The sequence below is a fragment of the Candidatus Brocadia sp. genome (assembly GCA_021646415.1).
Lineage (GTDB): Bacteria > Planctomycetota > Brocadiia > Brocadiales > Brocadiaceae > Brocadia.
This window is the reverse complement of record SOEU01000017.1, coordinates 38,180-52,168: the sequence shown is the minus strand read 5'-3', so window position 1 is coordinate 52,168 and position 13,989 is coordinate 38,180. Positions and strand designations below refer to the sequence as shown.

Here is a 13,989-nt window from a genome sequence, read left to right as displayed (position 1 = left end):
TTTCATTAAGGAGTAGTTATGATCAAAGGAATTACTGTTTTTGTGTTTTTTTCAAGTTTACTTGTATTATCCGTTTGCGGCTGCAGGGAAAATGAACCGGGCAACCCTCAATTAAGCAGTCAGACGACAGAACAAGATTTTGCGAAGATACACAAGGATGTTAACTTCAACCAGGGTGACAAGGAAAAAATGCATGGGTTAGGACTGACATCGGAAGACAGTGGTTACGGTGGACACGGCATGGGCAGTGTACATGGCAAAAAGGAAAAACCTGATCCGAACAAAGTAATTGCCACCATCAATAACGAAAAAATTCTCCGCAAAGACCTTGACAAAATTCTGGATCGGTTCAAAAATCATGTAAATCCAGCTGCGTTACCTTCCATGGAACAGCAAATCACCGATCAACTTGTCACACAAAGTGTGTTAAGACAATTTGTTGTAGAAAAGAAATTGAGTGTTTCCAATGAAATCGTAGATAAAGAGATTGCCAAGATGCGGGATAACATCAAAAAGAATCCCGCAACGAAGGACAAAACGCTAGAACAGTTCTTAGAGTTTCAAGGCAGCAACATTGATGAATTAAAAACCGCAATCAATATGTCGGCGGCAATCGAAAACTACGTCTCCAAAAATGTCGATGAGAAAAGGATGGAAGAATACTTTATAAAGAATATCGGCAATTTTAATGGCGAGACCGTCACAGCAAGCCACATACTGGTTGACACAAAAGGGAAGAATACGCAGGAAGAAATAGACAGGGCAAGGGCAAAGATAGATTCGATTAAAAAAGAACTTGACGAAGGAGCCGAGTTTGCTGAATTGGCAAAGAAATATTCCGACTGTCCAACAGGAAAAACCGGTGGTGATCTAGGTACATTTCCCAGACACGGCGTTATGGTAGAAGATTTTGCAAAGGTCGCATTTGCCACAGAAGTTGGCAAAATTAGCGATCCTGTCAAAACGGAATTTGGATATCACTTAATAAAAGTTACTGCAAAGACCTCTCCTAAAGATGTGAGTTTTTCCGAGGTAAAAGACAAAGTACGGGAAGAAATGATTGCATTTGAAATGAATAACATGGTAAAAGACCTGAAAGAAAAGGCAAAGATAGAGATTACCTTGCAATAATGGATACTGCCCAATTTCTTAACCAAACATCGATAAGTTTATACTGGCTTTGCTTTATTGCCTATACAACTTATTGGGGTCTCGGATTTACACGATGGAAATTACGCTTCTCTGTTTTATTGGGATTCGTACTTCTTCACATTGCGACGATTGCGTTACGTGGGATATCAATAGAGTATTTTCCTCTCACCAATAAATTCGAATCGTTTAGTGCCTTCGCCGCTGCAACTTTTATTATCCTGCTCATCTATGCCAGAACAGAAAGCCGTATCTATCGCATGTCTTTGTTCGGGGTTGGATATGCCTTCTTCGTCGCCGCCGCGCTTTTCCCGAAGGGATTAAGCTATGCCCCGCCACTGATGCTTACGATTTGGTATGTATTACATGTCCCCCTCTCCTTCTTTTGTTATGCATTGTGGGTTAGCGCCATGGCTGCTGCTGTAGCACGCTATTTCACATCAAACGAAAAAAGACCATATGACCAGATTATCGACTCCGGGTTTCAATATGGTCTCATTACCTTTTCCATTTCGATGATTTTTGGGGGCTTATGGGGATATGTCGCATGGGGGGCATATTTTCTCTGGGATGCAAAGGTCGTCTGGTCTGTCATTATATGGTTTTTTTACGCTACTTGCCTGCACCTGGATTACTGGCAGGAGGCAAAACGATTCAAGCCGCCTATGGCCATTGTGGGATTTATAATACTCATAATGACATACGTAGGAACCAGTTTTTTTATCGGTGGTTCCCATAGCTTCAGATAAATGAAATCTTATTTTAGATTCGGCAATTATACTATTTTCAACCAGGACATCTTTTCCATTGTCTGAATAGAGAAGTCGCGAAACAATTTCAAAGTGAAAAAAATTTACAATATCTTTAAGTCACAAAAAGTAGGCATCCTTACTGGATTTACAATCACCGGATTACTCATTATCGGAAGCCTCGTCATGAGTTTCTATCCCAGCCAATATGCTGGCCTCTCTGGTGAAGATATTTCCTTTTTTTTCAATCATAAGAAACCGATTCACATCTGGTTTTATCTGTTGTTTCTCGCCTGTGTTCTTTACGGCATTAATACCTTTTTATGTACCCTCGACTCGATTATAAGAAAGGCGAAGGGAGGCGTAAAGAAGGTTACCCTGTATGGAGCATCGATGGTACATATTGGATTTGTAATCACTCTTGTTGCCCACCTCATCGGCGGACTTTACTCATCGACGGAACCACCGGTAACTGTGGCAGATGAGTGGACTGATTTGGGTGGTGTTGAAATGAAGGTTACAGACCTTAAGACAAGTTCTTACCCAAATGGTATGCCCAAAATAATAGAGGCATTTGTTACCGTTCGAAAGGGTGGAATTGAATTCTCAGACATCCTTGGCTACAATAGACCTGTTCTTTTGCAGCATGGTATCATCGAGATCCTCATGCGGGACTACGGATGGATTACATCAAGTGTAATTCTTAAGATAGATAATCGCACCTGCAACCTGAAGATCAACGACACATTCAATGCAAACGGTACTCAGGTACGCGTAGCAGATTTGTACATGCCCCCGCAATATCGCTACCCTGTAGTGCAACTAATTTCTCTCGCCGAAAACAACGAAAACCAACAAACCTTCCTGACAATTGGAGAAAATAACGCAAAAGATATCCATGGAGCAAAGATTGCCTTTGCAGACATCAATTCCGTACCGGGTGTCCTTGTCAATACAAAAAACAATCCCAGCATTCCGCTTACTTTTGTAACTATATTCTTCTTTTCCACCGGCATGATTCTCGTAATCCTCAGGATTATTGCCAGAACGGTTAGTAACTACTAATACCCGTCGCAAACAAAAATAAGTTTTACCATTCAATTGATCACTCACGATATTGCCGGTGTCACTTTTTTGCAGTGAAATTCCCTGAGTATCACAAAGCATTCCCTATGCCTGCAAAATAGTTTTTATTTCCTTCATTATTGCTACTTTTCGATAAAATCATTAAACTTTTTATTTTTCCCATACCATTTTAAAAATCATCTTTATTTTGGCGTTGAGACAAAATATTCAGTTGCTTATAATAAAATACGTCTTACCAGTTTTACAGAATATTTCCCGAGAATTTGTTTTTTTCGGCTTTAACGTTACATCAAAATTACATTACGGGTGAGTAATAAGGGCAAGGTAATACAGTTCACCAGAATAAACTAGGGATTGAGAAGGAGAGATACATGGAAGAGAAATTTGGTGAGGCCGAGCAGAAAGTAAAGGAGATTATAAAAAGAGTCTTAAAGGTAAAAGACACGGAAATAAAAAAAGAATCAAGTATTGCTGAGCTTGGTGGAGATTCACTGTCTGCACTGAGTATTCTGTCTGCCATTGAAGAGGAATTTAATATAAACATCCCGGATGAAGAAACAGCGGAGATAGATAGTTTTTCTGGTGCCGTACAGTTAGTAAAAAAGCACATAAAGGGCAACAAATGAAAAAAAGGGTTGTTATAACAGGAATGGGAGCAATTACACCTCTTGGTACATGCATAAAAGACTTTTGGAGCGCAATCGCTGAGGGCAAATCCGGCATAAAAAATATTACACGATTTCACAGAGAAAATTTCCCGGTAAAGATAGCGGGAGAAGTCGCTGATTTCACTCCTGATAACTTTTTTACCGATGATAAAATGGATAGGATGGACAGGTTTTCTCAATTTGCTCTCGCTGCCGCTTATCAGGCAGTCAGCAAAAGCAATCTCGAGATAAAAAAAGGGATGGGAGATGACATTGGCGTGATACTTGGCACAAGTATCGGAGGTCTTTCTTCTCAGGAAAAAGCAGCCGAAGACCTCTTTACCAGAGGTTATAAGTTTGTCGACCCAATGTCAATTGTCAAGGTAATATCTAACGCCGGTGCATGCCACATCGCCAGGCACTTTGGCCTCATGGGCCCCAATTATACGATCTCTACTGCATGTGCATCTGGAGCAAACGCCGTTGGAGAGGCATACAGAATAATTCGTGACGGGTATGCAAGAGCAATGGTAGCGGGAGGCGTGGATGCACCTCTTACACCAGTCTTTTTTGCAGCGTGGCACAAAATGAGAATACTCTCCCGCCAAAATGATTGTCCGCAGAGGGCCTGTAAACCTTTTAGTAAAAATAGAGACGGCATTGTCATCGGGGAAGGGGCTGGTATAATGGTACTTGAGGAACTTGGCAGCGCCCGGGAAAGGTCTGCACCGATTTATGGTGAAATTCTTGGTTATGGTTCGACGAATGACGCATATCATTTAACATTTCCTCACATTGATGGTGAGGTAAAGGCTATTGAAAGAGCACTGAAAGACGCACAAATTTCTTCAGGTGACGTAAACTATATCAACGCACATGGAACAGCCACAATACTCAATGATAGCGTTGAAACGGACTCAATAAAAAGGGTTTTTAGGGAAAAAGCCTACTCCATTCCAATCAGTTCTACAAAGTCAATGATTGGGCACACACTTGGAGCATCTGGCGCAATAGAGGTAATAACCTGTGCCTTGGCTATTAAAGAATCTATAATCCCACCCACGATAAACTATGAGGAATCCGACCCGCAATGTGACCTTGATTATGTGCCTAATACTGCACGACAGGCAAATATTTATATAACCCTTTCTAACTCATTTGGTTTTGGCGGAAACAATGCAGTCATTGTCCTAAAAAAGTTTTCATAGAGAAGAATCATTTATCATTAACCTCTTATGGTAAAAATTGATTTTGCTGAGGTCTTGAAGACTAATAAATCAATCAGGCCTGTTGGTTAACACTTTTTCCAACTGGACGATTAAACCATTTACCATATTTATTCAGACAAATCTAATTTTCTGGATAACGTATATTTTTACCAAAGCATTAAAATTTACTTATGTAGATGCAGCTCTGTCTGCTATAATATGTTGAAATAATCATTTTGAAATTTTTATTGCCACTTTCACAATACTTTTTGGACTTGCCTTCGGTTCCCCACTTGCAACTGTAGTCGGCGTCTTGATTGAGGTACCTACCAACTTGTTTCTGGTTTACATCTGTAAAAAGACAAAAAACCGCTTACTTTCACAAAATCTACGCGTATAAAAGACTTACGGAGTAAGTAAGTTGGCAGACACAAATATTAAAGCCAGACCTTATAGAGAAGGAGACGAAAAGTCTATAATCGATCTCTTTAACAGGGTTTTTGATAGTTCGATGACCCCTGAAGAATGGGAATGGAAGTACAAGAAAAACCCTGCTATAACAGCGCCTGCTGACTGGATTACGGTTTTAGAGAAGGACGGCAGAATTGTCGGTCACTTCGCAAGCATGCCTTTTGAAGTAAAATATAAAAACAAAACCGTAAAAAGCGGCCAGGCAATTGACACGATGCTTGACCCGACTGAAAAGATGGGGATAAAGTTTCTTTATGAACTCTATAAATACCACCTTGCAACTAATATCAAGCCCTTATTCGGTTTTGGATTCCCTAATGAAAGGGCATACCTGATCGGGAAGAAATTTCTTGGATATCAAAATCTTGGAGAATTTGTTCAGCTTTTTAAAAGATTGAGTTTGAGAAGTGCAATGAAACGGAGGTTCCCCAATATCCCTTCCTTCATGCTCAATATTATCCACAGGCTAAGCCAGATGTTTTTCTCTCTTTTGATACAAGAAGACAATAGATACCAAACAGAAGAAATCTACGACTTCGACGACAGGGCAAACGCACTCTGGGATAGGATCAAAGAACGTTTCGGCATTACCATTATAAGGAACAAAGACTACCTGAACTGGAGGTATAAGGACAAGGGATTTAAAATCTTTTTAGCTAAACAAGGGACAGAAATTTACGGATATATTGTGTTGCGGGTAGAAGTCCGGAATGATGCAACTGTGGGCTCTATAATAGACATCTTTTCAAGGGAAGAAGCAACAAACGCTCTTTTGGCAAGAGCCTTAAAGATCTTTATTGCATATGACGTTGATTTCTCACTTTGTGGTCTTGTAAAAGGTGACGTCATGGAAAAAGACTTGCTGGTGGCCGGGTTTAGAAGGCATAAAGACATTAAACCTTTGCAAATAGCCTGCGTGCTTATAAATGATGAGATAGACCGCAATTATATTATGGAAGCATCAAACTGGCACCTCTCCTACGGAGAAGTTGATGGAATTCGATAGAATACATTACAGACTTAGAATTTTGCAGATCATGGAAAGCGAACTATGTTACTTGTAAATTCATTTCTAATAATTTTTGATGGGGAGCGAAATGGCACTTCACTCGTTGAAAATATCACGAAACAAAAAAGGCATGTTTGATTCACAAACATGCCTTTTTCAATTTATCCTTGGATAAACAAAAATAATTACTTTGTAGTCTATTCGTGCTTATGATCCTTTGGCACTTCCTTTTCACAATCAAAACAGAAGTAAGTCCTTCCGCATTCATGTCCTTCTCCAGCTTCTGCCTTACATGTGAAACAAAAATTGGTGACACCGCAAATGTGCTCATCTCCGACTTCTTTCTCGCAATCATAACAAAAATAGGTTACATCACAGATGTGACCAGGCCCAACTTCTTCTTCGCAATTCGAACAAAAAGTCGTTACTGCACAGATATGACCATCTCCAACTTCTTTTTTACAATCTTGGCAAAAGAAGGTTAAATCACAAATATGGCCAGTGCCCACCTCTTCCTTGCACTGCGGACAATAAGTTGTAAGACCACAAATATGTCCTTCCCCGACCTCTTTATTACAAGTGGCACATTGATGTAATCCCTCTGCCTTGGATTCTTCTTTTTCTAATGGTAATGCCTCTGCCTTTTCTTCTTCTGGCTCTTTGGAAGGTTCCGCAGGTTTTACCTCTTCTGCCGGCGGTTCAATAGTTTCAGGAGCTGGAACTACTGGCACAGCACCTTCTGGCGCCTCTACTTCCGGAACTTCTGGAACTTCGGGTACGGTAACCTCTGGCACCTCCGGCGCCTCTATTTCCGGAGCTTCTGGAACTTCGGGTACAGTAACTTCTGGCACCTCTGGCGCCTCTACTTCCGGAGCTTCAGGAACTTCTGGTACAGTAACCTCTGGCACCTCTGGCGCCTCTACTTCCGGAACTTCTGGAACTTCGGGTACGGTAACCTCTGGCTCTTCTACTTTCGGAGATTCTGGCTCAGCGGCCTTTGGAGTTTCTGGGACAGATGGTTCTACTGGTACAGGAACAGGTGCTCCCGCCTTCTCTTCTTCCTCATAAGGTTTTGCCTTCATTTCTACCGTTACTTCTGGCTCCCTTGCTTCCTTTACTTGTGTTTGGGTGGCAACACAAGAACTCAAAAAAATTGTAAGACTTACTAAACCTACCCCCAAAACCCCTCTTCCCATAATTCCTTCTCCTTCTATAATAATAAATAGTTATTACGGCTAATTCTTTGTACTGTTGCTAACCATTAATTCTAACTCATCCGGTATTTCCCGCTTTTCTATATCTATCCCTACTGCAGAGAAAAACTTTTTTCTAACGGCATCAAAGGTAATTCTCAAAAGCGATTTTTTATCGGTTACATCCCCAAAAATGCCAAGGTCAATGCTTCCCGCAGCCATAGTAGCATGTCCACCGGCATTCATAAACCCAAATGCTTTTTGCAATAAGAAAGCAAGATTAATTCTTGTATCCACGCTTCTGGCCGATAACTGAACCTTGTCTTTGTCAATCCCAAAAACAAGAACGGTAGAAACACCTTCCATCTGCAACATTAATTCGGCTGCCTGTGGTAGTGCATCCCGATCGGTTATAAATTCCACAAAGGATATCAGATAAGAACCTCTGACCTCACGGTTTCGTATGGTCCTTCCAATAATGTCGATAGTTTCCGCACTCATGGGAGGATTTTCAATTTGGTTCAACAGACCAACATCCAGCAATGGCGAGAGGTAAGCCGCCGCTTCAAGGTCCTCGGTGGTCGTATTTCTGGTAAATCCACACGTATCCACCCTGATTCCATAACGAAGCGCCGTAGCAAGAGGTGGATCGGGGATAATATCCAGATGTCGCAGATATCTTGTCATGATGGTAGAGGTGGCACCAATATTTGGTAATATTTCAACAAACTCCCCTTTTACAAGGTTAAAATCTGTTTGATGATGATCAATAACAATATTAGGAACTATATCTGTTGGTAATATATTGTTTTTTGAAGAAATAGAAGCCTCTATCAATGCCACTTTATCAACAGCATTAATTATTCTCAGCGCCTCGTCCGGATTTTTTAATCGAACAAGATCGGTTTCTAATAAATTGACCAACGTCTTATTTTGCTGATGTCCAATATTTCCTCCATAATAAATATTGGATTTGATATCATATTTTTCAGCAATGCGCTTTAGCGCAAATCCTGAGGCAATTGCATCCGGGTCGGGATTATCCTGTAGAAAAATCGCTAACCCTTTACCTGTCGCTTCCTTGATAATACTAACCAAATGAAAAACCGACCTTTTTAATTTTGCTGTTTCCAGCTCACACAAGATTGCGTTCGTAATGATTCTAACTGTTTGAATAGTTTGGTCTACGCCATTACCTAATAATTCAGAGTCTTCTTTCTCATCGGTTGCCCTTGATAAGATAAATTTGTCCGGAAATAACTTCTTGATGCGCTTTGCCAGGGCCAGGTTATCTTCAAATTTTTTTTGCAGGAGGATGAAGGCGATAGCATCTTTTGCTGATAACAAGTCAAAGTCCAATGTATGAACATCCGCCAGGACAGTACGAAGGTTGGGGGCTTTCAGCCCTGCTAAAGTGGTTTCGTCATTATCTATTAAAAGTATCTCCTCGCCGGATTTACTTAAATTTCTGGCCAGCGCACCGCCGACATCATCACAACCAAAAATTATATACATTGTTACATCCTTACATGAAACCTGAATTTTCAGTTATAATTAAAATGGCATTACATTATACGATTATGTCTTTTGGAAGTCAATACTAAAAACAGATCGCATCTTACGTTTAACCTTTACAGATATAGGAGTTATACATAGAATTGTATTATGAACAGCGTGATAGGCACTCACCTGCAATTCAGTTTTGTCTTGAAATCAGGGAACCGGTTTATGTAACATCATATCAAATCCGACACAATTAATATATATTATATTTAAAGAAAGACAACACCTATGCATGATATCGTTAAACAGGTCGGTATTTCAGAGTCCATGTGGCAGGAATCAATTGCAAAGCACGATGCTATCCACGATGAATTCGATGGTATTGACTATTATCGGGTAACGAAAAAAATTGACACACTGAGAAGGGGATCGATCGTTACTCAGGAAGGTATCATTTTTGATTTCCCAAGTATTGCTCGAATATTGCATCTGGAAAACGGTATCCGCAATGCCTATACTCAACCCTTTTATATCGAAGAAAAAGTCGATGGTTATAACGTCAGGATTGCACGTATTCAGGGCCGTATCATAGTCTTTTCACGTGGCGCATATATCTGCCCGTTTTCGACGGATCGGATTGTGGATTTTTTAGATGCAAAAAAGATATTCGATGAAAATCCGGGACTGGTCATTTGCGGCGAATTCGCCGGACCCGATAATCCTTATAACATCGAACATCCCCCTTATGTAAAGGAAGACATCCGATTTTTTGCTTTTGATTTAATGCTAATGAACAAGCCTCATAAAATCCCCGTTGATAAGCGATACGAAATTTTTGATACTTATCATATACCCACCGTGAAGAGGTTTGGAAGGTTTTCAGCATCGGACATTCCCGCATTGAAAAAGGTTATTAAAGAGTTGGACGAGACGGGATGTGAAGGAATCGTAATGAAACCAACTCATCCCGCTGAAAAGATTCTCAAGTACGTGACCTTAAGCTCTTGTCTGCGTGATATTCGTGTCACTGCCCCGTTGATGGCGGAGATGGCATCAGAATTTTTTACCCATCGGATTATTCGCGCGGCCATATTCATCCACGAGCATGCGCATTCATTAAAACCGGAAATTTTCACTCAGTTGGGTGAGGTATTATTAAAACCTGTCTATGAAAATGTTAGCAAGGCGGCACGAAGCGAAATCATTGACGAAAAATTTGTACTCCGTTTCCGGGAAGAAAAAAACATACAAAAAATGATTAATCATCTCTATAAATGCAAAGTAAAGTTCGATGTATTATCGAAAAACAAGGAAGGTGATTACTGGCATGTGAAGTTCGCAAGAAAGTGTTATGCCTCGTATGATATCCTCCAAAAACACCTGGAAGGTTCAGCCCACGTGGACTAATGAAGAAACCATTATAGCCACCACTGGGAATCCGGAAGTGGCATGAAAATTCCGTCCTGAGTAAAAATGTGAAAATTTCATCAATTGTTTTCGCAAACTCACTACATCAGTTTGTCGAGTATACCCCGCAATGTTCGGGGGTCGATGTAACGGATACCAAGCTTATCCGCCCATTTTACAATACCCGTATCAGCCGTCACCAGTATGCCGTCAAGTTCCTTGGCCAGGAGAATAAGGTCTACGTCCTCCTTGCTATCAATAATCCCTTCTCTGAGGGCAGCGCGATATTTTTTCCTCAGATCAGCAATAGCAATAGCCTCTAAAGCTTCCGACTCGGTTCTGTGTGGAATCTCTTCAGTCATACGCACATCCGGGAAAAGAAAGACCGACTTCTCGAGCGAGGCCTTCCGCTTCCGTTCAATCTCCTCGGCCGCCTTCAATCCCTTATTAATCCTTTTCCGTATGGCTTCTTCTGCTACCCGCAATCCCTTGTCTATCCTGTGACGCACATCCTCGATGAGTTCATACAGCAAAAATGCCGGAACCGACAGTTCATATCGCTTTGGTGGTTTTTGGATTATACGAATTTGAAGATCGGGCGGGATATCTTTTATGTCAACAAAATTGAGCAATTCCTGATAGATCGTTGGCGGCATATAAAAAGCCGGCCCATCCAAATTGCCAATAATCTCCAGAAACGTGCGTAATGCCTCTGTTGGGCTTGCGCCAAACGATTGGTAAACCTCCGGATTGGTAAAAATACTCGTATCAATAATAACCCGTTCGCGTTTAATGTCCTTTTCCATAAACGACCTTTCATTTAAATACGGAATTTCTTTCTTTTTCTGTAAGCTGAAATACCAACCGGAAGAGCCGTTCTTCTGCTGAAGTCATTTCTTTATCCCGTCTTTTCATCGCAATCTTTGCCATATGTAATGCGTTTTCTAAGACATAGACCTTCATGCCACGATATGAATACCACGCAAAAGAGGGAAGATATTTTGGGGGATAGGTAAAGGTGATGATATTACAAGCGAAACCAACGATGCTACCCGTCATGATGGTTGTGTTGATAGCCGTTTTCGTGTGGTCTCCCATCGCCATACCAAGGAACATATGATTTGTATTTATCATAGTTCCATCGATTTCAACTTTTACTTCTCCATAGGTGTTAAGCAGGTTACTGTTTACGGTATCAGCCCCCATATTAACCCATGAACCGATATAAGAATCGCCGAGAAATCCATCGTGTTGCTTGTTGGTGTAACTATGGAAGATTGTATTTACAACTTCTCCTCCTATCTTGCAAACCTCCCCAATATTTGCACCGCCACGGATCCTCGAATTAGATTGAACCACAGAATGGTTGCCAATGAAAACGGGTCCCTCGATAGTCGTGTTAGGGGCAATGGTAACGTGTTGACCAATATAAATTGGCCCATCATCGGCATCAAATACGCTGCCCGGTTTAATCCGACTGCCTTTGCCAATAAATATCTGGTCTTCATTGATAAGGTGAACCCCTTCATAGAGTTTGCCAAAGATGGATCCTTCCTTGACAAAGACCATGAAATCCTTCTCTATTTGAGACTTGTTGTGTTTAACAATATCCCAAAAATAGTTTATGAGGGGTACCTGTGTAGAAACGACCGGAACTGTGCCTTTTAACAATGCAATTGGATCGCCAGAAAGAAGCATCCCGGGTAATATTTTTTTTGCATTTTCCTTCTTAAGTCGGGCATAAACAAGGGTATTATCCTGAATCCCCATTTCCTCCCGACCTTCTAAAGGAATAGGAAGGGAAAGGATGGCGCGACCGTTCAAAAAAAGACAGATACCATCAGTTGTATGCGGCTCATTGATACGGTAGGGATATCGTTCTTGTAGTACATCGGATAAATAGTCTCTACAAAAAAGATGAATCGTGGCATTGGGATGATGACTGACGACCCTTTCCAAAGGGGTAAAGAGTCCGCATCGAAGTTCAAAGGCCGCTCTTGTATATACTAAGGGAATTAATTGTAAACACCGACTATCTTCGAAAATACAGACACTATAGATCACTTCAGAATTTCCCTTCTTATAAAAACTTCCCTTGAAGAATTTATTTTGTAGACAAAACTTAAAGGTAGTTACATATTATAGTAAGAATTTACACCTTACTCGTGTTTCTTTCAAACTATTATGCACGGCCCAATGGTCGATAACAAAACTTAGATTTTTATATTTGTACACTTTTATCGTTTACTTATATACATTTTCATTCGCTATATTTTCCGGATTAATGATAGTATGTCGTTTTGTCAAATGTTGTTAGCATACTTAGACTCGTAATCTTTGTCAAGTATGCAATCAGAAATACCAGTGTTATTACTGCTGGTCCGTAAGAAATTACTTTCGATCCCAAAAAAATTTTTTATATCCTTGACATAAGGCAGTTTGCATAATAAAATCGGGAAAAAGCGGGGAAGATACACTTTTTTTATCGGTAAATATCCTATGAGCAGATTACAATCACCTATATTTTCCATGCCATTAAAAAGGATTGATGGATTTTCAACCGATAAAATCTGTTTTAGAGATGCAAAGGCGCGAACTCCGCATCCTGGTTTAACACTAGGAACTGACGATCATAACGAACGCTGGTTACTGGTGTGGGATAAATTTTTAATCAAGCATGAATATAGAATCCCAAAACAGCATGGGGAACGTTTCGTTGATGTAACGAACGACAACAATCTCATTCACAGAAAAGGCAACATTGTTCCCGGTGCAATGACCGTTTCCAAGATCATCCTTCCCTTAGAGATCCTCTTCCCAGAATTAGAAATATCTTCTGTAAATATAAAATTTACCGGTTCGGCCTTTTATAGCGAGAGGACATGCAGTCTGTTTTTATGGCAGTTTGTAAGTAACGACTATATTCAGATTGAAGTAAAAACCTATCAGCAAGACAGGGTAATTGCTACGACTATCATCCTGGGAAGACTGAAAACTGCAGGCAAACAGGTCAAAGAAATAGATGAAGCGGCCGTAAATAAAAAATGTTTAGCAAGGGTGCAAGACTATTTTGAAACATTGGGTATTCGAAGTGATTTTTATTTCCAGAAAGAAGGATACAAAGATTACACCTATCCTCTGGCCTATATTGCCTCGTTACCTTCAGCTGAGATTGTAAATCAATTGTCCGGACAAGGTGGTATGATTAATATATTGCGTATGGACTTCGGTAGTTACGAAAGAATTCCAATTACCGGTGATAAAGGTCCTGAGGTGAAGCTTGCAAGGGCAAAGAAGCGGAATACCTTCAACAAGATCATGGCAGAGATCGCCGAAGGACTTGTTACCTATTATCGTGGTCTTGCAATCGTGAATCCCATTGCCAAATTCCACAATTCCAGAGAACCTGTTCTGGACGCAGTAAATAAGCTTATCAACGTCAATCCGGAAGAACAAGGGTTTATAACACCTACCTAAAGATATTCGACCAACAAACCACCGTGAAATTCTGCATGTTCGGGAGTTCGCATCGGTTTAGTTATGTAAGTGGAGTTGGGTAAAATGAAA

At 40.6% G+C, this 13,989-nt stretch carries 12 protein-coding genes and 1 pseudogene; 9 read left to right on the top strand and 4 right to left on the bottom strand.

Going from position 1 to position 13,989, the window contains the following annotated elements:
• The first annotated feature begins 18 nt into the window (after positions 1–18).
• The 6 genes from E3K36_13230 (at position 19) to E3K36_13205 (ending at position 6,316) form a co-directional block, all read left to right on the top strand.
• A complete protein-coding gene (locus E3K36_13230) occupies positions 19–1,131 on the top strand; it encodes a hypothetical protein (GenBank protein MCF6156174.1) in 1,113 nt (370 codons plus the stop codon).
• A complete protein-coding gene (locus tag E3K36_13225) occupies positions 1,131–1,898 on the top strand; it encodes a hypothetical protein (protein MCF6156173.1) in 768 nt (255 codons plus the stop codon). The genes E3K36_13230 and E3K36_13225 overlap by 1 nt, the downstream gene beginning before the upstream one ends.
• A gap of 93 nt (positions 1,899–1,991) precedes the next feature.
• On the top strand, positions 1,992–2,963 hold the full coding sequence (locus tag E3K36_13220) for a hypothetical protein (protein ID MCF6156172.1): 972 nt from the start codon (positions 1,992–1,994) through the stop codon (positions 2,961–2,963).
• Positions 2,964–3,355: 392 nt separating this feature from the next.
• A complete protein-coding gene (locus E3K36_13215) occupies positions 3,356–3,610 on the top strand; it encodes an acyl carrier protein (GenBank protein ID MCF6156171.1) in 255 nt (84 codons plus the stop codon).
• Positions 3,607–4,839, top strand: a complete 1,233-nt coding sequence (gene fabF / locus E3K36_13210) for a beta-ketoacyl-[acyl-carrier-protein] synthase II (GenBank protein MCF6156170.1) — start codon at positions 3,607–3,609, stop codon at positions 4,837–4,839. The genes E3K36_13215 and fabF overlap by 4 nt, the downstream gene beginning before the upstream one ends.
• A gap of 421 nt (positions 4,840–5,260) precedes the next feature.
• Positions 5,261–6,316, top strand: coding sequence for a GNAT family N-acetyltransferase (locus E3K36_13205; GenBank protein ID MCF6156169.1), 1,056 nt, complete (start codon positions 5,261–5,263; stop codon positions 6,314–6,316).
• Between the two features lie 200 nt (positions 6,317–6,516).
• Here the strand turns inward: E3K36_13205 and E3K36_13200 are convergent, their stop codons facing one another.
• A complete protein-coding gene (locus tag E3K36_13200; GenBank protein ID MCF6156168.1) occupies positions 6,517–7,050 on the bottom strand; it encodes a hypothetical protein in 534 nt (177 codons plus the stop codon).
• Between E3K36_13200 and E3K36_13195 the strand changes: the two are divergent.
• Positions 7,037–7,357 (top strand): annotated as a pseudogene (locus E3K36_13195) (hypothetical protein). The gene E3K36_13200 and the pseudogene E3K36_13195 overlap by 14 nt on opposite strands.
• A gap of 197 nt (positions 7,358–7,554) precedes the next feature.
• On the opposite strand, the gene E3K36_13190 reads toward E3K36_13195, so the two are convergent.
• Entirely contained in the window at positions 7,555–9,027 is a 1,473-nt protein-coding gene (locus E3K36_13190; GenBank protein ID MCF6156167.1) for a potassium transporter TrkA, read from the bottom strand.
• A gap of 276 nt (positions 9,028–9,303) precedes the next feature.
• Between E3K36_13190 and E3K36_13185 the strand changes: the two genes are divergently transcribed.
• Complete coding sequence (locus E3K36_13185) at positions 9,304–10,422, top strand: RNA ligase (GenBank protein MCF6156166.1); 1,119 nt, start codon at positions 9,304–9,306, stop codon at positions 10,420–10,422.
• Positions 10,423–10,523: 101 nt separating this feature from the next.
• Here the strand turns inward: E3K36_13185 and E3K36_13180 are convergent, their stop codons facing one another.
• On the bottom strand, positions 10,524–11,228 hold the full coding sequence (locus E3K36_13180) for an RNA ligase partner protein (GenBank protein ID MCF6156165.1): 705 nt from the start codon (positions 11,226–11,228) through the stop codon (positions 10,524–10,526).
• Positions 11,229–11,238: 10 nt separating this feature from the next.
• Positions 11,239–12,486 carry a hypothetical protein gene (locus E3K36_13175; GenBank protein MCF6156164.1) on the bottom strand — a complete coding sequence of 416 codons (1,248 nt, stop codon included), beginning with the start codon at positions 12,484–12,486 and terminating at the stop codon, positions 11,239–11,241.
• A gap of 435 nt (positions 12,487–12,921) precedes the next feature.
• Here E3K36_13175 and E3K36_13170 point away from each other — a divergent pair, with 435 nt between their 5' ends.
• On the top strand, positions 12,922–13,899 hold the full coding sequence (locus tag E3K36_13170; protein ID MCF6156163.1) for a hypothetical protein: 978 nt from the start codon (positions 12,922–12,924) through the stop codon (positions 13,897–13,899).
• Positions 13,900–13,989: the final 90 nt, after the last annotated feature.